This is a genomic window from Amycolatopsis palatopharyngis (assembly GCF_003385185.1).
GTDB lineage: Bacteria > Actinomycetota > Actinomycetes > Mycobacteriales > Pseudonocardiaceae > Amycolatopsis > Amycolatopsis palatopharyngis.
In genome coordinates, this window is sequence record NZ_PQHZ01000010.1 from 46,936 (window position 1) to 68,319 (window position 21,384).

15 protein-coding genes are annotated in these 21,384 nt (G+C 68.1%); 11 read left to right on the forward strand and 4 right to left on the reverse strand.

Annotation, left to right across the window (positions count from 1 at the left end; translation table 11 throughout):
- The first annotated feature begins 153 nt into the window (after positions 1 to 153).
- On the forward strand, positions 154 to 2,970 hold the full coding sequence (locus D0C15_RS10155) for an FAD-binding and (Fe-S)-binding domain-containing protein (RefSeq protein WP_116043315.1): 2,817 nt from the start codon (positions 154 to 156) through the stop codon (positions 2,968 to 2,970).
- An 11-nt stretch (positions 2,971 to 2,981) separates the two neighbouring features.
- On the opposite strand, the gene D0C15_RS10160 is transcribed toward D0C15_RS10155, so the two are convergent.
- Positions 2,982 to 4,448, reverse strand: a complete 1,467-nt coding sequence (locus D0C15_RS10160; RefSeq protein ID WP_116043318.1) for an NAD-dependent succinate-semialdehyde dehydrogenase — start codon at positions 4,446 to 4,448, stop codon at positions 2,982 to 2,984.
- 157 nt (positions 4,449 to 4,605) lie between these two features.
- Here D0C15_RS10160 and D0C15_RS10165 point away from each other — a divergent pair, with 157 nt between their 5' ends.
- On the forward strand, positions 4,606 to 5,502 hold the full coding sequence (locus D0C15_RS10165; RefSeq protein WP_116043321.1) for a LysR family transcriptional regulator: 897 nt from the start codon (positions 4,606 to 4,608) through the stop codon (positions 5,500 to 5,502).
- Between the two features lie 19 nt (positions 5,503 to 5,521).
- Here the strand turns inward: D0C15_RS10165 and D0C15_RS10170 are convergent, their stop codons facing one another.
- Entirely contained in the window at positions 5,522 to 6,889 is a 1,368-nt protein-coding gene (locus D0C15_RS10170) for an aspartate aminotransferase family protein (RefSeq protein WP_116043324.1), read from the reverse strand.
- Positions 6,882 to 8,405: a CoA-acylating methylmalonate-semialdehyde dehydrogenase gene (locus D0C15_RS10175; RefSeq protein ID WP_116043326.1), complete on the reverse strand. Its 1,524-nt coding sequence runs from the start codon at positions 8,403 to 8,405 to the stop codon at positions 6,882 to 6,884. The genes D0C15_RS10170 and D0C15_RS10175 overlap by 8 nt, the downstream gene beginning before the upstream one ends.
- A gap of 98 nt (positions 8,406 to 8,503) precedes the next feature.
- Here D0C15_RS10175 and D0C15_RS10180 point away from each other — a divergent pair, with 98 nt between their 5' ends.
- The 3 genes from D0C15_RS10180 to D0C15_RS10190 all read left to right on the forward strand — a co-directional run bounded on the left by D0C15_RS10180 (position 8,504) and on the right by D0C15_RS10190 (position 13,183).
- A complete protein-coding gene (locus D0C15_RS10180; protein WP_116043328.1) occupies positions 8,504 to 10,090 on the forward strand; it encodes a PucR family transcriptional regulator in 1,587 nt (528 codons plus the stop codon).
- A gap of 306 nt (positions 10,091 to 10,396) precedes the next feature.
- Positions 10,397 to 11,647: an LVIVD repeat-containing protein gene (locus D0C15_RS10185; protein ID WP_162829984.1), complete on the forward strand. Its 1,251-nt coding sequence runs from the start codon at positions 10,397 to 10,399 to the stop codon at positions 11,645 to 11,647.
- Between the two features lie 102 nt (positions 11,648 to 11,749).
- Positions 11,750 to 13,183 (forward strand): LVIVD repeat-containing protein, encoded by a 1,434-nt coding sequence (locus D0C15_RS10190; protein WP_116043334.1) that lies wholly within the window; start codon positions 11,750 to 11,752, stop codon positions 13,181 to 13,183.
- Positions 13,184 to 13,274: 91 nt separating this feature from the next.
- Here the strand turns inward: D0C15_RS10190 and D0C15_RS10195 are convergent, their stop codons facing one another.
- On the reverse strand, positions 13,275 to 14,168 hold the full coding sequence (locus D0C15_RS10195) for a LysR family transcriptional regulator (RefSeq protein ID WP_116043337.1): 894 nt from the start codon (positions 14,166 to 14,168) through the stop codon (positions 13,275 to 13,277).
- A 125-nt stretch (positions 14,169 to 14,293) separates the two neighbouring features.
- On the opposite strand from D0C15_RS10195, the gene D0C15_RS10200 reads away from it, so the two are divergent.
- The 6 genes from D0C15_RS10200 to D0C15_RS10225 all read left to right on the forward strand — a co-directional run bounded on the left by D0C15_RS10200 (position 14,294) and on the right by D0C15_RS10225 (position 21,373).
- Positions 14,294 to 15,751: an aldehyde dehydrogenase family protein gene (locus D0C15_RS10200; protein ID WP_162829985.1), complete on the forward strand. Its 1,458-nt coding sequence runs from the start codon at positions 14,294 to 14,296 to the stop codon at positions 15,749 to 15,751.
- Positions 15,752 to 15,791: 40 nt separating this feature from the next.
- Positions 15,792 to 17,369: a BCCT family transporter gene (locus D0C15_RS10205; protein WP_116043342.1), complete on the forward strand. Its 1,578-nt coding sequence runs from the start codon at positions 15,792 to 15,794 to the stop codon at positions 17,367 to 17,369.
- Positions 17,370 to 17,377: 8 nt separating this feature from the next.
- The gene (locus tag D0C15_RS10210) at positions 17,378 to 19,096 is read left to right on the forward strand and encodes a hypothetical protein (protein WP_162829986.1); all 1,719 of its coding nucleotides are present in this window, start codon (positions 17,378 to 17,380) and stop codon (positions 19,094 to 19,096) included.
- Positions 19,097 to 19,098: 2 nt separating this feature from the next.
- Positions 19,099 to 20,067, forward strand: a complete 969-nt coding sequence (locus tag D0C15_RS10215; RefSeq protein ID WP_245975688.1) for a membrane dipeptidase — start codon at positions 19,099 to 19,101, stop codon at positions 20,065 to 20,067.
- Positions 20,067 to 20,735 (forward strand): hypothetical protein, encoded by a 669-nt coding sequence (locus D0C15_RS10220; protein ID WP_116043349.1) that lies wholly within the window; start codon positions 20,067 to 20,069, stop codon positions 20,733 to 20,735. The genes D0C15_RS10215 and D0C15_RS10220 overlap by 1 nt, the downstream gene beginning before the upstream one ends.
- A 119-nt stretch (positions 20,736 to 20,854) precedes the next feature.
- Entirely contained in the window at positions 20,855 to 21,373 is a 519-nt protein-coding gene (locus tag D0C15_RS10225) for an Arc family DNA-binding protein (protein ID WP_116043351.1), read from the forward strand.
- The last annotated feature ends 11 nt before the right edge of the window (positions 21,374 to 21,384 follow it).

Sequence of the window (21,384 nt, forward strand, 5' to 3'; positions counted from 1 at the left end):
CAGCGCGCTTTCCCGGGAAAGTGCGGATTTCTGGGCGCTGGAGCTGGGCAGGGCTCGCACTTTCCCGGGAAAGTGCGAGAGGGGAGTTGGGGCGGTGCCAGGGTGCGATCTCCTGCCGAGCGGACGCCGACGGCGCCTGAGATGATCCCAGCGATGAGTATCTCGGCCGATTCTGCTGTCCAGGTGGTTGCCGCGCTACGTGGGGCCGGTGTCACCGATATCGACGACTCGCGGCGCTGCCGGGCGGAGTACTCCGCCGACGCCTCGCTCTACCGAGTCGTGCCCTCGGTCGTGGTCTTCCCACGGGCCGCCGATGAGGTCGCAGCCGTGGTGGAGGTCTGCAGGTCGACGGGAATGCCGCTGACCGCGAGGGGATCGGGGACGTCGATCGCCGGCAACGCGGTGGGGCCCGGCGTGGTCGTCGACTTCTCCCGGCACCTCGACCGGATACACCACATAGATCCGGAGACCGCGACGGCTGTTGTCGATCCGGGCGTGATCCTGGACGATCTGCAGCGCGCGGCCGCCCCGCACGGCCTTCGCTTCGGCCCCGATCCGTCCACCCACAACCGCTGCACGATCGGCGGGATGATCGGTAACAACGCCTGTGGGTCCAGGGCCCTGGGCTACGGCCGCACCGCGGACAACGTGGTCGACCTCGACCTGGTGACGGGAACGGGCGAGAACCTGCACGCCGCCCGGGACCGCGATCCCAGCTCCTCACCGACGCTGACGGCGCTCGACGAGGTGGTGCGTTCGCGGCTGGGAGTTATCCGGACCGAGTTCGGCAGGTTCACCCGGCAGGTGTCCGGGTACTCGCTCGAGCATCTGCTGCCCGAACGCGGGTTCGACCTGGCGAAGACGCTGGTCGGTACCGAGGGGACACTGGGAGTGTTGCGCCAGGCCACCGTCCGCCTGGTCCGCGCTCCGACGACCACCGTCCTGGTGGTGCTCGGATACCCGGACATGGCCGCCGCGGCCGATGCGGTGCCCGCTCTGTTGCCCTTCGACCCGGTCGCCATCGAGGGCCTGGACGCACGGATCGTGGACGTCGTGCGCCGGAAGAAGGGCGGAGCGGCGGTACCCGAGCTGCCCAGGGGCGCGGGCTGGCTGTTCGTGGAACTCGGTGGCGACGATGCCGCCGAGGTCGAAGCGCGGGCCGCCGCTGTGCTCGCCGCGGGCGGGGCCAACGACGGCCGTGTCGCCCGTGGCCCAGGTGAGGCGGCGGCGCTGTGGAAGATCCGTGAGGACGGTGCGGGGCTCGCCACCAGGGTGAACCCGGAGCGGCCCGGCCACGCGGGCTGGGAGGACGCCGCGGTACCACCGGAGCACCTCGGCGCGTATCTGCGGGAATTCGAGGCCCTGCTGGCCGAACACGGTCTCGCTGGTGTCCCTTATGGACATTTCGGGGACGGATGCGTGCACATTCGTATCGACTTCCCGCTCACCAAGCGGGAAGGCAGGTCGGTTTTCCACGGGTTTCTCGTCGAGGCGGCGAAACTCGTGGCAGGCTACGGCGGCTCGATGTCCGGAGAACACGGCGATGGTCGCGCCCGGGGCGAACTGCTGCCGTTGATGTATTCGGAGGCCGCACTGGAGGCCTTCGCCGCGGTCAAGGACGTCTTCGATCCCGGCGATGTGCTCAACCCCGGGATCATCGTCCGCCCGAGCCCGGCGGACGCGGACCTCCGCCTGCCGTCGGCGCGCCCGTTGCGAACCGGGCTCGGATTCGCCTACCACGCCGATGGTGGCGATTTCAGTACCGCGGTGCACCGGTGTACCGGGGTGGGGAAGTGCCGGGTGGCAACCGGATCCGGGGTGATGTGCCCTTCCTTCAGGGCGACAAGGGACGAGCGGGACTCCACCCGAGGCCGGGCGCGGGTGTTGCAGGAACTGGCCAACGGATCCCTTGTGTCCGGCTGGCGCGCACCCGAGGTCCAGGACGTTCTCGATCTGTGCCTTTCCTGCAAGGCCTGCGCCTCGGAATGTCCCACCGGGGTGGACATGGCCACCTACAAGGCGGAGGCGCTGTACCAGCGTTATCGCCACCGGCCGCGTCCGGCGGCCCACTACTCACTGGGCTGGCTGCCTCGATGGGCCCGGCTGGCGTCCCGGATGCCCGGCCTGGTCAACAGTGCGATGTCCGGGCCGCTGGCCGCGCTCGGCAAGCGGATGGCGGGCGTCGACAGCCGCCGGACACTGCCCACGTTCACGAAACAGACGTTCCGGCAGTGGTTCTCCGACCATCCCAAGGCGTCCGGGGAGCCGGTCCTGCTCTGGGTGGACACCTTCACCGATCACTTCACCCCACAGGTCGGCGTCGCGGCCGTCACCGTACTGGAGGACGCCGGATTCTCGGTGTCCATTCCGGACCAGAAGCTGTGCTGTGGGCTGACCTGGATCTCCACCGGGCAACTCGGCACCGCCCGCCGGATGCTTCGCCGTAGTGTCAACGCGCTCGCGGACGCGGCCGAGGCAGGCACCCCCATCGTCGGTCTCGAGCCCTCCTGCGCCTCGGTTTTTCGTGGCGATGCGGCGGAACTGCTCGGTCCCGCCCCCGCCGTCACCGCTGTCGAGGGAGCCGTCAGAACGCTCGCCGAGCTGCTCGGTGAGGTGCAGGGGTGGCAGCCACCTGATCTCGCCGGCACGAAGGCCGTCGCCCAACCGCACTGCCATCAGCACGCGGTCATGGGCTTCGGCGCCGACCGGGCCCTACTGGACCGGGCCGGCGCCGAAGTCACGACGGTCGACGGCTGCTGTGGCCTCGCCGGCAACTTCGGCGCCGAGCGCGGCCACTACGACCTCAGCATCGCGGTGGCCGAGGACAATCTGCTGCCCGCGGTCCGCGCCGCGGACGAGACGGTCACCGTGCTCACCGACGGGTTCTCCTGCCGGACCCAGCTCGAGCACCTGACCGAGCGCGACGGGATCCACCTGGCCGAACTGCTCGCCGCCCGGATCCGCCGCTGAGTTCGTACCGGCTACGCCGGAAGCTCCGGCCAGTCGAGGCTCAGGTACTGGGGCTCGGTGAACTCGTGCAGGCCTTCGTGGCTTCCTTCCCGGCCCAGCCCGCTCTGCTTGACCCCGCCGAAGGGGGCCGCGGGGTCGGAGACGATGCCGCGGTTGATCCCGACCATGCCCGCTTCGATCGACTCACCGAGCCGCACGGCGTCCTGCAGGTTCCCGGCGAATACATAGGCCGCGAGGCCCATTTCGGAGTCGTTGACGAGCGTGAGCAGTTCGTCCCGGTTCTGCCAGGTGACGATCGGTGCCACCGGGCCGAAGATCTCCTGCTGGACGATGTCGGCATCGGCAGGCACATCGGTGAGCACCGTGGGGGCGAAGAAGTATCCGTCCGTGTCGGCAGGGACGGCCGCGCTGGCCGCTGTCCGGGCTCCGCGCCGGATCGCGTCGTCGACCAGTGCGGTCACGTTCTTGACGGCTTCGGCGCTGATGAGCGGGCCGACCTGGTTGTCCGGGTCGGCGGCGGCGCCGACGCGCAATGCCTCGACCTCCTTTCCGAACCGTGCCACGAACTCGTCCGCGATGTCGGCGTGGAGGTAGAAGCGGTTGGCGGCCGTGCAGGCCTGGCCGCCGCCGCGGAACTTCGCGACCATCGCGCCGGCGACAGCGGCGTCGAGGTCGGCGTCGGCGGTGACGATGAACGGTGCGTTGCCGCCCAGTTCCATCGAGGCGTTGACCACGCGGTCCGCGGCCTGGCGCAGCAGCAGCCTGCCCACCCCGGTCGATCCGGTGAACGAGATCTTGCGGACGCGGGAATCCCCCATCCACGTGCTCACCACGCCCGCGGCGTCGGTCGTCGGCACCACGTTGACGACGCCTTCGGGAACACCTGCTTCGGCGAGCAGGCGGGTGATCGCGAGAGCCGTCAGTGGCGTCTCGGCCGCGGGCTTGAGCACGACCGTGCATCCGGCCGCGAGCGCGGGTGCGATCTTGCGGGTGGCCATGGCGGCAGGGAAGTTCCACGGGGTGACGAGGGCCGCGATGCCGACCGGGCGATAGGTCACCACGGTCCGGGCACCGCCGGCGGGCGACGGTCCGTACCGGCCCTCGGTACGCACGGCTTCCTCGGCGTACCACCGGAAGAACTCGGCGGCGTAGGAGACCTCGCCGAGTGCGTCGGTCAATGACTTGCCGTTCTCGGCCGTGATCAGCGCGGCGAGGTCCGCGCGGTCGCGCAGCACCAGATCGTAGGCGCGCCGGAGTATCTCCGATCGCTGCCGGGCCGGAGTGCGGGCCCATGCGGAAGCGGCGGCCGCGGCCGCGTCCACCGCATCGGCGGCATCGGCTGGTCCACCGTTCGCTACCGTCGCGATCACCCGGGCGTTCGCCGGATCGCGCACGTCGAACAGCCCGGCGGCTCCGGTTGTCCACCGGCCGCCGACGTACAGGCCGGCGCTGGGCTCCAAGGTATCGATGAGCGACATCGGTTGCCTTTCTTACGACGGGGCTTGGCGAAGTGCCGTCTCAGCGGCGGCTGGGACGTTGCCGACGGGTCATTGGGTGCATCCTCACCGGAGGCAGGCCATGCCGTCCAGTGCGTATTTTGCAAGGCTCCTAGTACTTTGCGGCATACTTGCTGGCATGGAGCTTCGGACGCTGAGGTATTTCGTCGCGGTCGCCGAGTCTGGCTCGGTGAACGCCGCGGCCCAGGTCGTGCACGTGACCCAGCCGGCGTTGTCGCGGCAGCTTCGCCAGCTCGAGCGCGAGTTGCACGTCACGCTGTTCGATCGCGGCAGCGGCAGACTGGAACTGACGGCGGCCGGACGACAGTTCCTGCCGGTCGTCCGCGATCTCGTACGCCGAGCGGAATCGGTCCGCTCGGCCGCGGACGCTTTCGCGGCCGGCCGGCTCGTCCACCTCACCATCGCGGCTCCGACCACGACACTCACCGATGTCATCGCCCCGTTCCTGGCCACGTTCGTCTCCGCGGATCCGTTGCCCACGGTGCGCGAGGCGAGCAAACCGGGGGCGTTGGACCTGCTGCGGCACGATGCGGACCTGGCGATCGTGACCAGGCCGCCGCCCACGTCGTGGAGCAGCCGGGCGCTCGCCGTCCTGCCGCTGTGGGCCTATGTGCCGCACGATCATCCATGGGCCACACGGGACTCGGTCGGCCTCGCCGAGCTGGCCGAGCAGCCTCTGGTGGTGCTCGATCCGTCCTTCCGGCCGCGGCAGCTCCTGCGGGAGGCGTTCGCCGCCGAAGGGCTCGGCGCGGCCGAGTACGTCGAATGCGGTAACGCGCAGGTCGCGCAGGCCCTGGCCGCGGCAGGCCGCGGTATCGCGGTCGTCTCCGACGACCCTCGATTCGGCCTGCGTGGCCTGCGGATCGACACCGCGCTCGGCTGCCTCCGGATCAAGCTCTACGCGGCCTGGGCGCCCGACCACCACGCCGCGCACGCACTGGCTGCGATGGCCGACCGGCTCCGCCTGTTCTGCGCGAGCCGGTACGGCAGCGAGGTGTTGCCGGAAGATCCGTGATCGCCCGGCCAGGGCGACGTCAGCCGAGGGCCGCGCGGGCCTCGGTCAGTGCCTGATCGAGGATGCCGATCCCGGCCCGAGCCTGCTCCGCCGTCGTTGTGAGCGGAGGTACGACGTGAATGCGGTTGGAGTTCGCGAAGGGCAGCAGACCGCGCCGTTGACAGGCCGCGACGATCGCGCTCATGGCCGGACTCGTCCCACCGTAGGGGGCCAGCGGTTCGCGCGAACCCTGGTCGGCGACCAGTTCGACAGCCCAGAACGCACCTGTTCCGCGGACCTCGCCGATCCAGTCGTGCTGTTCCGCCAGCTCCCGCAGTCCCGGTCCGAACACATCCTCACCGAGGGCCGCCGCGTGTTCGACGATGTGGTCGTCCTCCATCGCCCGGATCGTGGCGACGGCGGCGGCGCAGGCCAGCGGGTGACCCGAGTAGGTGAGCCCACCGGGATACGGCCGTTCGGCGAAGGTCGAGTAGATGGCCTCGTTGATGACGACACCGCCGAGCGGAACGTATCCGGAATTCACGCCCTTGGCGAAGGTGAGCAGATCCGGGACGACCGAGCCGCCCGAGTTGTCCGAGCCGTGCTCGACGGCGAACCACTTCCCGGCCCGGCCGAAGCCGGACATCACCTCGTCGGCGATGAAGACGATGCCGTACCGATCGCACAGTTCCCGGACGCCCGCGAGATAGCCGGGTGGCGGAACCATGATTCCCGCGGTACCGGGGATCGACTCGAGCACGATGGCCGCGATCGTCGACGCACCCTCGAGCGTGATGACCTGTTCCAGGTGGGCCAGCGCGCGGCCGCACTCCTCCTCCTCGGTATCCGCGGAGAAGGCGCTGCGGTAGCGGAACGGGCCGAAGAAATGCACGACGCCTGCCGAACCGGTGTCATTGGCCCACCTGCGAGGATCGCCGGTGACGTTGACCGCGAGGTCGGTTCCGCCGTGGTACGAGCGATAGGTGGACAGCACCTTCGGGCGTCCGGTGTGCAGCCGGGCCATCCGGATGGCGTGTTCGTTGGCGTCCGCCCCGCCGTTGGTGAAGAAGACCCGGTTGAGGTCCCCGGGAGCGTGCTCGGCGATCAGCCGAGCGGCCTCGGACCGGGCCCCGTTGACGTGGCCAGGTGCCACGGTGCACAGCGTCGCCGCCTGCTCCTGGATCGCCCGGACGATGGCGGGGTGCTGATGCCCGAGGTTGGTGAACACCAACTGGGAGGTGAAGTCGAGCAGGCGGTTGCCCTCGCGGTCCCACACATAGGAGCCTTCGGCCTTGGTGATGACCATCGGGTCCAGCTTCGCCTGCGCCGACCAGGAGTGAAAGACATGCCGACGGTCGAGCTCGTAGGCCCTTTCGGCGTCGAACGTGGCTGCGAAGTGCTCAGACATTCTGCGGGAACCCCAATTCGAGGCCGCCTTCTGGGCGGGCGGCCGGGTTGATCCATCGGGACGTGACGACCTTGGCGCGAGTGAAGAAGTGGACGCCCTCTGTGCCGTGCGCGTGGGTGTCGCCGAACAGTGAACGCTTCCATCCGCCGAACGAATAGTAGGCGACAGGTACGGGAATCGGGACGTTGACGCCGATCATGCCCACCTGGACGTCGGTTTCGAAGCGGCGGGCCGCTCCGCCGTCGTTGGTGAAGACCGCGGTGCCGTTGCCGTACTGATTGGCGTTGATCAGCTCGACGGCCTCGTCGTAGGACGAAACCCGCACGACGGCGAGGACCGGGCCGAAGATCTCCTCGGTGTAGATGTCCATGTCGGCCGTGACGTGGTCGAACAGCGTCGGACCGAGCCAGTGGCCCTCCTGTGCGCCGCGAGCGTCGACCTCGCGGCCGTCGAGCACCAGCTTGGCGCCTGCCGCCTCACCGGAGGCGACGAAATCGGCGACCCGGTCCCGGTGCGCCTTGGTCACCAGTGGGCCCATGTCGGCTTCGGTGCCGTCCGGGCCACTGCCCTCGCGGCCGTCCCCGGTGACCAGGGTTCGGGTGCGTTCGGCGATGCGCGCGACGAGATCGTCGCCCACCGGGTCCACCGCTACCAGGACACTGATGGCCATGCACCGCTCTCCGGCGCTGCCGTACCCGGCGTTCACCGCGGCATCGGCCGCGAGGTCGAGATCGGCGTCCGGCAGCACGACCATGTGGTTCTTCGCGCCGCCGAGGGCCTGGACCCGCTTGCCGTTGCGGCTCGCCTCCTCGTACACGTACTGGGCGATCGGGGTGGAGCCGACGAAGCTGATCGCGGCCACGTCCGGGCTCCGCAGCAGCGCGTCTACGGCGACCTTGTCGCCCTGCAGCACGTTGAAGACCCCGTCCGGCAGTCCGGCCTCCTTCCAGAGGTCGGCGATCCACAGGGCGGCGGAGGGGTCCTTCTCGCTCGGCTTGAGGACCACCGAGTTCCCCGAGGCGATAGCGATCGGGAAGAACCACATGGGCACCATGGCCGGGAAGTTGAACGGGCTGATGATCCCGACGACGCCGAGCGGTTCACGTTTGGAGTGAACGTCGACGCCGGTCGACGCGCTACCGGAGTAGCCACCCTTGAGCAGGTGGGAGATGCCGCAGGCGAACTCGACGACCTCCTGGCCGCGGGTGATCTCCCCGAGGGCGTCGGAATGGACCTTGCCGTGTTCGGCCGTGATCAGCCGGGCCAACTCCTCCTTCCGGCTGTTGAGCAGCTCACGAAAGGCGAAGAGGATCTGCGTGCGTTTGGCCAGCGACGTGGCGCCCCAGGCGCTGCCTGCTGTGGCTGCCGAGGCGATGACGTGCTGGGCGTCCTGCTCGCCGGCAAGCGCGACGCGCCCGCTGACCTGGCCGGTGGCCGGGTTGGTGACATCGGCCCAGAGGCCGGAAGTGCCGGAGAACTCGGCTCCGTCGGCCCAGTGTGTGATGGAGGTGGTCATGGGCCCAAGCTAGCTCGACGGATCGCTATTACTTGCCGACACATCGTAGGATTTCGAGGAGACTGCCGACATTATGTCGGCGTCGAAAGGGGTGTGCCATGGCCGTGGTGACTGTGGAGCAGGTGCTGGAGATGTCCGTGCTGCGGGCGGCGCGCCCCGAGGTTCTCGCTGGCAGGTCCGGCCTTGGCCGTCAGGTCCGGTGGGTACATACGACCGAGCTGGCCGATATCGCACCACTGCTGCGCGGGGGCGATCTGGTGTTGAGTACAGGTATCGCGTTCCCCGGCAACGACGATGGCCTCGAGGCGTTGGCGAGGAGCCTGCGGGACAGTGAAGCAGCGGGCCTGCTCATCGAACTGGGCCGCCGCTGGGCTTCGGTTCCCGCGGCACTCGTCTCGGTCTGCGAGCGGTTGGACCTTCCGCTCGTCGCGTTGACGCGTGAGGTGCGATTCGCCGCCGTCACCCAGGCGGTGGGCGAGCGAATCGTGGACGAGCAGCTCGCGGAGCTTCGCGAGGCCGAGCGGGTACATGACACCTTCACCGCGCTGAGCATGGAGGAGGCGGGCCCGACCGAGATCCTGGCCGCCGTGCAGCGCCTGGCCGGCGCCGCGGTGGTGCTGGAGGACGAACAACACAGAGTGCTCGACTACCGGGCAGGACCAGAGGACATCGCCGGTTTCCTGGCCGACTGGCAATCGCGGTCACGCGCTGTCGATCACCCCGGACGCACGGCCTGGGACGCGGCGAACGGCTGGCTGGTCACCAGACTTGGCCGGCGTGACAAGGACTGGGGCCGGCTGATCGTTCAGGCTCCAGCCGCGCCCGCGCGGCGACTCGCCGTGGTGGCGGAACGAGCCGCCTCCGCACTGGCGATGCATCGGCTGCAGGATCGCCATCGCGACAGCCTCCTGCGGCGCACACACCACGAGCTGCTGCTCGGTCTGCTCGCGGATCCGACCGACACCGACCTGCTGCGCCGATGCGAACTGTCCGGGCTGCCAACGGAGAACCGGGAGTTCGTCGGCCTCACGATCCGTCCGCGGCTGCCCCTTGGCGGCCGGTCCGACCCCGAACTGTCCACCGTGGACGACGTACTCGCCGCTGTGGTGCACGCGGCGCACGGGCTTCGTCTGTCGTCCTTGGTGTGCGAGATCGACCGCGATGTCCGGGTGCTGTTGTCGTTCGCGCCGTCCGTGAACCACGAGCGTGTGGTGGAGAAGCTCGCGGATCGGGCGGCCGACCGGCATTCGGTCGTTGTCGGCGCCGGCCGCGTGGTCACCAGGGCCGGGCATATCGACCGAACGCTTCGCGAGTCGCAGCACGTGGTGGAATCGGTGCACACAGGTACAAGCGGAAGACTCGTCCACCGGCTTGAGGACGTACACCTCCGTGGCCTGCTCACGATGCTCGGCGACGACGAACGGGTGCATGCGTTCGTCACCCGTGAACTGGACGTGCTCGAAGAGCACGACGAGCGCCGCGGCGGCGACCTGATCGAGGTGCTGCGGGCGTTGCTGGAGCATCCGACGAGCAAGTCCGGCGCCGCGGCCGCGGTCCATCTGTCCCGGGCAGCGTTCTACGACCGGCTGACGAAGATCGAACGGCTGCTCGGCGTCTCCCTCGACGACCCCGACATCCGCGTATCCCTCCACGTAGCCCTGATCGCCGCCGACCTCGCTACCTAGGTGCGGGGCAGGGCCAGTGGAGGGGGAGTTACGCCAGTCAGGCGGCGCCATTGCGCCATCTGAGTGATAGCCGTCACATTTGGACGGTCGATGACGACAGGTTGTTTGGGACCTCCACGGGGATGACATTTTCGTCCGTCTCCGAAGAGATAGGAGGCTGTCGTGACACGATCATGGCGGCTTACGTTCATCTCCGTGATCGCGGCCGGTGCACTGCTGGCGCCGCTTACCACGGCCAGCGCGCACGACCCCGAGCATGATCATTCAGGCCCCGGTTCGTCGGGTCCTGACGCGCATAGTCAGAACATGAAACTGCTCGCCAACGTGCAGCGGTCCGCGTCCGCGACACAGTCCGACCTCGCGTTCGACGGCCAGCTCGTCTACGCGGGCAACTACCTCGGCTTCCGGGTGATCGACATCGCGGATCCGGAGAATCCGCGAACCGTCACTGACTTCCGCTGCAACGGCGCTCAAGGTGACGTCTCGGTGTATCGAGGCCTGCTGATCCAGTCTGTCGACTCCCCACAGAGTCATGGTGGCTGCGACAGCACGGGCGTCACGGCCTCGACACCGGGCATGTTCGAGGGTGTCCGAATCTTCGACGTATCCGATCCGGCCGATCCCGTCCACCTGACGTCGGTTGCCACCGACTGCGGCTCCCACACCAATACTCTGGTACCAGATCCGGCGAACAACCGAGCACTCGTCTACATCTCGTCGTATCCACTCGGTACCGCGGCCCTTGGCCCCAACTGTGTCCGTGGCGAAGACGGTGGCGGACACGGGTTCGTGTCCATTGTCGACGTCCCGTTGAACGACCCGACGGGCGCCAGCGTAGCCAAATCCTTCCTCGACCCGGCGACGGAAACCGCGACGTACCCGGTCCAGGGCACGACGTTCTCGTTCACCGCCTGTCACGACATCAGCGTTTTCACCGGTATGAATCTCGCGGCAGCGGCATGCATGTCGGAGGCACAGCTGTGGGATATCTCCGATCCGGCGAAACCCGAGTTCGTCCGGCGCTACGACAACCCGATCGTCCAGCCGTCCAAAATCGACCTGTTCCACTCCGCCACGTTCAGCTGGGACGGCAAGGTCGTCGCGTTCGGCGACGAGTCCGGCGGAGGTGGGGCGGCACGTTGTGCGGACCCGGATGACGACCAGGGCCGCATCTGGTTCCTGGACACCGCCACGGGGGCAGAGCTGGGAAGTTACAAGATCCCCCGTGCGGAAGATGGAACGTGCACGATGCACAACTTCAACTTCCTGCCGCTGACCAAGGGCCGCAAGGTGCTGGTGAGTTCGGCGTACACCGGTGGAACGACAGTGGTCGACGTGGACAAGCTGCTCGCGGGTGCCGGCGAGGCGGACGCCGAGGTCGGTTTCTATCGGCCTTCGGGTGGTAGCACGTGGTCGAGCTACTGGTACAACGGCTTCGTCTACGGCAACGACATTCTTCGTGGCCTGGATATCTTCCTGCTCAGTGACGACGCCCGTGCGGGCGCGCGAAAGCTGCCGTACCTCAACCCCCAGACACAGGTGTCGGTCATCCGCTGACGACGCCTGCCCAGTGAACGACCGTGGCCGGGCCGGGGGCACCACAACAGGTGCCCCCAGTCCTGCCGTGTCGAGGCAACCTCAAGAAGGAAGGACCCGACAATGAGAAGAACCGCAGGACGACGGCTTTTCGTCCTTATCGCAGCGCTGTCGCTGCTGGCTGTCTCCCCTCCCGCGGGCGCGCACCCGGAGGGGGATCACGATGACACGCCGGGTGAACCGGGGAGCTACACGTCTCGTGAAAGCACCGCGAACATGCACGCCCAGGGACACAGTGAACATCCCGCGCAGTTCTTCGGCGTCCCGTCCGCAGAACGCACCGTCAGCTCCGACATAGCCTTCTGGGGCGAGTACGCCATCCACGGCAACTACGACGGCTTCCGCATCGTCGACATCTCCGCTCCGGGTAATCCGAAGCTGGTCTCGCACCCGAAGTGCAACGGGGACCAGGGTGACATCGTCGTCTGGGACGACATCGTGGTGCGGTCATGGAACTCACCCGCTCCCGCCGGGCGCTTCTGTGACGGGGAGCCGGTCCCGGTCGGTTTCGAGGGAGTGCACGTCTTCGACATCAGTGATCCCGCGGATCCCGACCTGATCGGTGCGGTCGAGTTCAGCCAGGCGGGCGCCGCGCAGCGCGGTACGGCGGATGGTTGCGGTTCGCACACCCAGACCGCGGTGCCGGACCTGGCCAACAACCGCCTCGTCATCTACAGCAACAACTCCTCGGGTGGTGGCCGGGCGGTGTGCGACACGATGAACATCATCGAAGTGCCGCTCGACGCGCCTTCGGCTGCTTCGCACATCGGCTATGCCCCACTCACCGGTGGGTCGCGGGGCAGCAACAACGGCTGTCACGACGCGGGCGCCATCCTCGGCGACGTCAACCTGCTGGCCTGCGCCAGCGGCCATGCCGCCAATGTCTTCTCCATCGGTGCGCCGCGCGGCGGCACCTTGGAGAACCCGCGGTTCCTCTATGCGATCGAGGAGTCCGACGGACAGGGCAACGCGGTCGGCGACGGCGGACGCTGGCACTCGGCCGCGTTCACCTGGGACGGCGAGGTACTCGCGCTCGGGTGGGAGCCCGGTGGCGGGGCGCAGGCACGTTGCCAGGAAAGCAACCCGGACATCGACAAGAGCATGTTCTTCTACGACGCCGGAACCGGTGCCAAGCTCGGTCAGTGGACGTTGCCGCGGGCGCAGAGCGAGACGGAGAACTGCACCATCCACAACTACAACATGGTGCCCCTGCGCAACGGCAAGTACGTCGCGGTCGGTGGGCACTACCAGGCGGGCACCTGGGCCGTTGATTTCAGCGACCCGTCGAACCCGAGGACGATCGGGTTCTCCGACCCGTCGCCGATCGAGCCCAGCAACCTCGGCGGTGCCTGGTCGACCTACTGGTACAACAACTTCATCTATGAATCCGAGATCCAGACAGGACTCAACGTGTTCCGGCTCTCCAGCCCGGCGACCGGTGGCGCGATCAAACTGCCGCACCTCAACCCGCAAACCCAGGATTTCTCACTGAACTGATCCCGAACGCCGACGAGCTGGAGGTGCCTGGCGCAGGCACCTCCAGCTCAAGGTCCTCCAGCGGCTGAAGGTTGTGGACTACCGAGGTAGATCAGGTCTCATGAGCGCCGGCCGCGTCGTGCAGCAGCCGATAGAGGTCGAGCGCGGTCGGGTGGGTTTCGTTCGCCCGAGCGGCGATGGTTATCTCGGTCCATGCGTCCAGATCCTTCAACGGGACGTAGCGGACTCCTCGCTGGCGTAGCGGGCGCACTGAGGCGGGTACGACGGCGACGCCGAGTCCGGCGGCCACCAACGCCAGCAACGTCACGAACTGGTTCGCCTCCTGCGTGAAGGACGGCACGAACCCGGCCTGCCGGCACATCTGCAACGTCTTGTCCCAGGCGCGGGGTACCCGCTGCCGGGGGAGCGTGACGAAGGGGGAACCGCGCAGATCCGCCATGGACAACCGCCGCCGGTGATGTAAATGGTGGTCCTGCGGGAGTGCGGCGATGAGGGGTTCGCGATGCAGCGATTCGATCCGTAACTCGTCGAGTGGTTCGAGGTCCCGCCCGATGCCCACATCGATCTCTCCGTCGAGCAATGCCGGCACCTGTTCTTCGGTAGTCATCTCGCGCAGGGAAAGGCGAACCTGCGAACGCGCCGAACGATGGGCGGGCACCACCCTCGGCAGGATGTCCACCGCCGCCGACGCGACGAAGCCCAATACCGCGGTGCCGACGACGCCGGCCGCGGCCTGTCTCGCCGCGGTTCGCGACTCCTCGGCGGCGGCCAGGGTGTGGCGCGCCGCGGCGACGAAGGCGATGCCCGCGGGGGTGAGTTCGACCCGCCTGCTGGTGCGGGCGAACAGCTGCACGCCGAGATCGCGTTCGAGCTGGCGGACCTGGCGTGACAGGGATGGCTGCGCGACCCGCAGCCGTTCCGCCGCCCGCCCGAAGTGCAGTTCCTCCGCGATGGCGATGACGTAGCGCAGATGCCTGAGTTCCATGAGGGCCTTCTCATCGTTTCATTTGAGTCATCAATCATGCATCAACAGGTCTTGGACCAACTAGATGTGCCCTGCTTAGCCTGGGTACAGAACTAGGTGAACGTCGTCACACCGGAGGCCCCACAGTGAGTACTGCCCATGCCGCACCCTTCGTCAACGATGCCTGGCTGACCGGGCGAGCTGAGGGCTACGAACGGGAGAACCCGGCACACCCCGGCCAGGTCGTCGGAGCGATCACCACCGCCGACAGCGCGGTCGTCGACGACGCGGTGGAAGGAGCGGTGCACGCATGGGCCGATTGGCGTCGTCGTCCGGCACAGGAACGGGGCAGGGTGCTGATCCGCGCCGCCGAACTCGTGGCGGCACGGGTCGATGAGTTGTCCACATTGCTCACGCTCGAAGAGGGAAAGACCCTCGCGGAGGCGCGGGGCGAGGTCGTCCGCACCGCGGAGACGCTGCGCTTCCACGGTATGCAGGCCTGGCAACCGTGCGGTGAGGTCTTCCACGGTGGCGCCAACGACGAGATCGTGCGGACCCACCGGGTCCCGATCGGCGTCGTCGGTGTCATCACCCCCTGGAACTTCCCGCTCAACATCCCGGCATGGAAGATCGCGCCCGCGCTGGTGCACGGCTGCACGGTCGTGTGGAAGCCGGCTTCCTACGCGGCACTGACCGGTGCGGCACTGGTGCGCATCCTGCAGGAGGCGGGTCTGCCACGGGGCGTTCTGCAGTTCGTACCCGGTCCGGGTGCGCGCGGCCAGCAACTGGTCGAGGATCCCCGGGTCGTCGCGGTGACATTCACCGGTTCGGAGGCCGTCGGCAGGCGGATCGCCGGGATCTGCGCCGCGCGGGGAGCGGGTTTCCAGCTCGAACTGGGCGGGCACAACCCGGCGCTGGTACTGCCCGACGCCGACCTGGACCTCACCGTGCGAGCCCTGGTTACCAGCGTCGTCAGCGGTTCGGGGCAGAAGTGCACGGCCGCGAGGCGAATCCTGGTACACGACGACGTCAGGGACGCCGTGCTGGACCGGCTCACCGCGGCCCTGTCGCAGGTGAAGATCGGTGACGGCATGGATCCGGCGAGCACGATCGGCCCGCTGATCTCGGCAGAGGCTCGGGACGAGGTACGGCAGGCGGTCGATAACGCCCGCACGGAAGGCGCCGATGTGCTCGTCGGCGCGGCACCCGCTGACGACGCTCACCTCGACGGTGGCTACTACGTGCGTCCGACGCTGCTGGCGACCGACAAACCCGATCTCAGCCTGGCCTGTGAGGAGGTCTTCGGCCCCGTCTCGGTCGTGCTCGGCTTCGCCGACGTCGATGAGGGGTTCAGGCTGGCCAACACCACCCGGTTCGGCCTTTCTGCGGCGATCTTCACCGGTAGCGAACGCCTCGCCCGTCGCGCGGCGGACGAGGTGGACGCGGGAATGGTGAACATCAACCAGCCGACCACCGGATCCGAGTTGCATGTGCCTTTCGGTGGCATGAAGTCGTCCTCCGCGCCAGGGCCAAAGGAGCAAGGCCAGACCGCCCGCGACTTCTTCACCGAAACCAAGGCGATCTACGCGACCGCCGTTCGCTGATACCGATCCCGGCGGCGCTGCCGGGAGAGACGAGGCACCTATGTCCACCTCCGACGCCCCCACCGAGCGAACCCGCGTCGACCGCACGGTCACCGGAGTCAGTGCCGGTGCACTGGGTACGTTCGTGCTCGCGGCCGTTCTTGCCCCCGCCACGGTCGGCGACTGGGTCGCCATCGGCTTCGAGAAGAGCGCCGCCTGGTTCGGAATCTATTGGCAGGCCCTGTTGTTGCTCACGTTCGCCGTAGCCGTGGTCGTCGCACTGACGCCCTATGCGCGCGCCCGTCTCGGGGGTGTCGATAGCCCCGAGTTCGGCCGGTTCAAGTGGGTCGCGATGATCATGTGCACGCTGCTGGCGGGTGGCGGTGTGTTCTGGGCCGCCGCCGAACCGATGTACCACTTCACGAGCCCCCCGCCCTACTTCGGCGACGTGCCCGCGGGCGCGGATGAAGCGGTGGGGCCCGCGCTGGCGCAGAGCTTCGTCCACTGGGGATTCCTCGCCTGGGCGATCCTCGGATCGCTGGGCGCGATCGTGATCATGTACGGCGTGCAACGCGGAATGCCACTGCGACCGCGCACCCTGCTGTACCCGGTTCTCGGGGCTCGGGTGGCCACCAGCAAGATCGGCACGGTAGCCGACATCGTGTGCATCATCGCGGTGGTCGCGGGCACCGTCGGCCCCATCGGGTTCCTCGGCCTGCAGGTTTCCTATGGACTGTCCACGTTGTTCGGTATCGCCGACGGCTATGCCACGCAGCTCACCGTCATCGTGGTGTTGACGGCGGTGGCCGTGATTTCGGTGCTGACCGGAATCCGCCGTGGTATCCAGCTGCTGAGCAGGATCAACGTCTGGCTGGCGCTGGCGCTGATGGCGCTCGTGCTCGCGGTCGGTTCGGTCAGCTATGTCGCCGCCGCCTTCGTCGAGGGATTCGGGACCTACGCGCAGAACTTCGTAGGCATGTCGCTCTACACCGGTGACACGGTGTGGACGTCCGCCTGGACCGTGTTCTTCTTCGGCTGGTTCCTCGGCTACGGCCCGCTCATGGCGATCTTCATCGCCCGCATCTCCCGCGGCAGAACGGTCCGCGACCTCGTGTTCAGCACGGCCGTGCTGCCGCCGGTCGCCACGTGCGTGTGGTTCGCCGTACTGGGCGGCACCGGCATCATGCTCGAGCAACGGGAGCCGGGATTGGTGTCGGGGCCACTGGCGGAGTTCGGTATGCCCGCAGCGGTGATGAGCATTGCCGAGCACCTGCCACTGGCTGGTGTGCTGAGCATCGGGTTCCTGCTCCTGACCACGTTGTTCGTCGCTACGACGACCGACTCGATGTCGTACTCCGTCGCCCAGGCCAGCATGGTCACCGGGCAGCCGTCGGCGCGGCTTCGAGCGGTCTGGGCCTCACTGATGGGTGCGGCCGCCGCGGTGCTGATCTCGGTCGGCGACGGTGGCATCTCCGCCTTGCAGTCCTTCATCGTCATCACCGCCGTCCCGGTCGGATTCATCATGCTGCCCACGCTGTGGGCAGCGCCGATGTACGTCCGCCGGCTGGCCAGGGAACAGGGGCTGAGCGCGCGACAAGGCAAACCGGACAAGAGCGCTCAGACACCGGTGGGGTCATGATGAGTGCGGTGACTGTCAGCCGCGGCGGAGATGCGGCCATGGAGCTCGATCAGTTCGACCGGTGGTTACGGGACCCCGATGTCGTCATGGCACCGGAACGGCTGGGTGCCGCGCGTCCGACCCGGCACAGTTTCGCGGCTTCCATGTTGCGCACGGCCGTCCGGGATGGTTGGCGCATCGAGATCGAACGGTGGGTGGTCGACGGGGATGGGGCCGGGGAGGCTGTGTACCGGATTCGCACCCCGACCGACGTGCTTCGTTTCGTCGTCTTCTCCACGGTCATCGCGGAAACCGAGCGCATCGACCGCGTGGTCGCGAAGTCCTGGGACGTCACAGCGGCGCTGATCGACGGCGACCTGGACGCGGACCGGCTGCACGAGCTGCGCACCGAGGTTCCCCGCCAGGAACGTGGTCGCGCCGACGCGGCGACGTTGATCTGGACCCGGGGCAACCGCAGCAGCCGGTTCTTCGAACATGTCGTGGCCGCGCTCGCCGAGGGCCAGCAGCCGGACGCGGCGTTGATCGGCAGCTCGCCGTACCTCGTTCGCAGTACCGCCTACTACAGCAACGGCCGTTTCGGCATGGCCACCTATCCCGGCCTGCGCCGCCGTCCCGCGGTGGCCAGTCCCTACCGGGCGCACATGCTTGCGGCGTGGTTGTTCCGCGAGTTCAGTTGCGATCTCGTCGACCACATGGCCCGCTCACGGAACTCCGGCGCCGCGACGCTGGACCCTGGCTGGCGCCGGTGCCTCGGAATCGGCAACGCCACCGGGCTGGGCATGGTGCCCTACGTCATCAACCATCCGATGATCCTCGACCGCTGGGTCGGAATCCGGGAAACCGCGCTGGCCGTCGCCCGTGGTACATCCGCGCCCCGCGCGGATCGGCGATGGCCGGAGCTGTACGCCGGCCTGACTCACCTGATCGGCTGGTGCGAGGCACGGGCGGGCCGGTCGTGCTCGCCGTTCCAGGACACCGGCAGCCTGGCCGCCGAGCTGCGGTGCATCCGCGAACTGGTACGACGCGGACCGCGGGGGCCGCACCCGTTCGATCTCCTCTGGCACGAGGCCGAGGCCCGGATGGGAGTCGAGGCCCAGGAACTGCTCGCCAGCGTGCTGACCGATCTCGACGACTCATTCGACGACGAACTGGAGGCAAGGCTGCACGTCGAAGGTGAACCACACGACCCCCGGGTCACCGACACGGTCGGCCACCTTCGTTCCCAGCTGGCCCGCTACTCCTGGACACATGACCTGGCCCAGCGCGCGGGTTCGGAACACTGGTTCTGGTACTACGCGCGCGACAACGAAGAGCCCCGGCGCGGGATCCGGGGGGTGGACCGAGGGGCCGAGTTCGAAATGCCCATCGACATCAGTCGCGCAGTCGCCGCGATGGACGATGCCTTACGCGACAGGCATGAGCACGAATCGGTCGCGGCCTTCCTGCTGCGGCATCCAGAGCACCGGGCGGCCGTGGCACGCGTGCAGAACCACGCGAACCTGCGCTACGCCGAAGTCCGGGACAACCTGATCGCCGCCGGCTTCCTGCCGCTGCAGCTGCAGCGCTTCCAGCTCGCGATGTACGGCGCTGCCGATTTCGTGCCGCAATCCACCGACTGGGTCCGAGTCACTCTGCTCAATGGAGCTCCGAGCAGGAAGTCGTTGCCAACGCAGGCCCGCTACGAGCACGAGCTTTTCCCGTCCCTACCCCAGCAGAACGAGGAGTGAGTGTGCGACCGACCGATTTTCCGGTGATCGACGGTATTGAGATCAACAACTGGAACCGGGAACTGTTCGAACACCTTCATGCCGGTGGAGTCAGCGCGGTGCATGCCACCGTCGCGGTCTGGGAGGACGCCCGCCGCACCCTGGATCGGCTCATCAGCTGGGATCGCCACTTCCGGGAGCATGCCGATCTGATCAGGCCCGCTACCTGCCCTGCTGATGTTCTCGCGGCGCGTCAGGAGGGCAGGACCGCGATCCTGCTGGGGTTCCAGAACACTGCCCCGCTGGAGGACGAACCGGGTCTGGTGGAGGTCTTCCACCGGCTCGGAGTGCGCATCGTGCAGCTCACCTACAACATCCAGAACCTCGCAGGCAGCGCGTGCTACGACGAGCGCGACGGCGGTTTGACCCGCTTCGGCCGGACCTTGATCGCCGAGATGGACCGGGTCGGTGTTCTGGTGGACTGCTCCCATGTCGGCAACCGCACGACCCTGGACGCGATCGATGCCGCGGCGGGTCCGATCGCGATCACCCACGCCAATCCACTGTGGTACTGCGACTCGCCGCGCAACAAACCCGACGAGGTCATCGACGCGCTCGCGCGGCGAGGGGGAGTCATCGGGCTCACGCTGTACCCGAACTTCATCGGCGGGCCGCAGACATCACTGGAGTCCTTCTGCGCCATGGTGGTCAAGCTGGCCGAACAGATCGGCATCGAACACGTCGCCATCGGCAGCGACCTCGCATGTCACTGGACCGACCAGGATCTGGCCACGCTCCGATATGGACGTACGAGGCCGGATGCCCCGGCTGCCAGCTGGCCGAGCTGGCAGCCCTGGTTCCGCGATGCGAGGGATTTTCCCCGGCTCATGAACGGTCTCGCGGACGCGGGCTTCGGTGACGGTGAACTCGAGGCGATAATGGGCGGGAACTGGATGCGGCTGTGGAACCAGACGATGAAGCAACCACGCTGATGACCACCGGGCGAACCAGCTCAATCGAGGTGTCCACGCGGGAGATCGTCGACGTGGCACTGCGGTCGTTGCGTGCTCATGGTGCTTCCTATGCCGCGGCCCGGCAGGCCGCGGATCTGGTTGAGGAACTACAGGTCGTCGACGGTTCGGGTCTGCCCGCGCTGTCGGCGGCACTGCGACGTCCCGTCTCGACCGCGACCGTGCAAGGCCACACGGTCGACGCCCGTGGCGGCAGCGCACTCCTTGTCGCGACCGAACTCGGTGATCTGCTCAGCACGAGCGACGACGCCACACTGCTGAACGTGGGTGAACCCAACGCGGCACTCGGTGTTCTGCGCCGAGTCGCCGACACGTGCGGGGGTTCGTGGACGGCCGAATGGAGCAGCATTGATCGCGGGCTCCGCGGTGGCTGCCATGTGGACAGAGCTGGTCACTGCTGCCTCTGGGGCGACATCGGCAGCCGATACCCGGCTCTGCCGACCGTATCGCTTCGCGTTCGCCGAGCCGGCGCGACACTCACGAGCGAGGCGAGGCGTGCGGGACGGCTTCCCGAAGTGCCAGCCGCACTCGCACGAGCCCGCCAGTTCGGGCTCACCGTCCAGCGCGAGCAGTGGACACCCCTGGTGCGAGCGGCCGAGAAGTTCCTGCTCGGGACAACGTGCTCGTAGGCCCGCTCGCCGCATCGCGGCCGGGCATCGATGGGCCTTGACCAGGTAAGACGCCAGAATGGCGTCCGATGGCGCCATCATGGCTTGTGATGGCGCCATCGGTGTGCCATAGTGGCGCCATGGACTTGACATCGTATGTGAATTTCCTCGGCAGGGAGCTCGCGACCGCCGCTGAGGCCGGGGGCGAGGAGGCCCGCGCGCTGGCTGAGCGGCTGGCCGGGCCGGTCGAGTCGGCAGTCCGCCTCACCCTGCTGGAGGCGTTGTCGGCCGCGGCCGACGAGATCACCCGTGACCTCGCGCCTGGTTCGGTCGAGGTCCGGCTGCGCGGACGCGACCCGAACTTCGTGGTGACGCCGCCGCCGTCCGAGCCCGCATACGCCACGGCCGCTCCAGAGCCCGAGCCGACACCAGAGGCCGGTCCTGCGAGCACCGACGAAGCAGCCACCGCGCGAATCAACTTCCGGCTCCCGGAACACCTCAAGACCTCCATCGAGGAGGCCGCCGCGAAGGAGGGGCGCTCCGTCAACGCGTGGCTTGGCCGGGTCGCCTCGGCCGCCTTGCGGCAACCGGGCAGGGAACAGCCAGCACAGCAGCGCGGCGGCCGGGGCAAGCAGCACTACACCGGCTGGGTCGGCTAGCCGCGCGGGCA

Coding starts and splice junctions, on each gene's coding strand:
- D0C15_RS10225 (WP_116043351.1), top strand. CDS start 20,855: ATGGACTTGACATCGTATGTGAATTTCCTCGGCAGGGAGCTCGCGACC.
- D0C15_RS10160 (WP_116043318.1), bottom strand. CDS start 4,448: ATGTCGCTCATCGATACCTTGGAGCCCAGCGCCGGCCTGTACGTCGGC.
- D0C15_RS10180 (WP_116043328.1), top strand. CDS start 8,504: ATGGCCGTGGTGACTGTGGAGCAGGTGCTGGAGATGTCCGTGCTGCGG.
- D0C15_RS10220 (WP_116043349.1), top strand. CDS start 20,067: ATGACCACCGGGCGAACCAGCTCAATCGAGGTGTCCACGCGGGAGATC.
- D0C15_RS10170 (WP_116043324.1), bottom strand. CDS start 6,889: ATGTCTGAGCACTTCGCAGCCACGTTCGACGCCGAAAGGGCCTACGAG.
- D0C15_RS10185 (WP_162829984.1), top strand. CDS start 10,397: ATGAAACTGCTCGCCAACGTGCAGCGGTCCGCGTCCGCGACACAGTCC.
- D0C15_RS10190 (WP_116043334.1), top strand. CDS start 11,750: ATGAGAAGAACCGCAGGACGACGGCTTTTCGTCCTTATCGCAGCGCTG.
- D0C15_RS10205 (WP_116043342.1), top strand. CDS start 15,792: ATGTCCACCTCCGACGCCCCCACCGAGCGAACCCGCGTCGACCGCACG.
- D0C15_RS10195 (WP_116043337.1), bottom strand. CDS start 14,168: ATGGAACTCAGGCATCTGCGCTACGTCATCGCCATCGCGGAGGAACTG.
- D0C15_RS10155 (WP_116043315.1), top strand. CDS start 154: ATGAGTATCTCGGCCGATTCTGCTGTCCAGGTGGTTGCCGCGCTACGT.
- D0C15_RS10175 (WP_116043326.1), bottom strand. CDS start 8,405: ATGACCACCTCCATCACACACTGGGCCGACGGAGCCGAGTTCTCCGGC.
- D0C15_RS10165 (WP_116043321.1), top strand. CDS start 4,606: ATGGAGCTTCGGACGCTGAGGTATTTCGTCGCGGTCGCCGAGTCTGGC.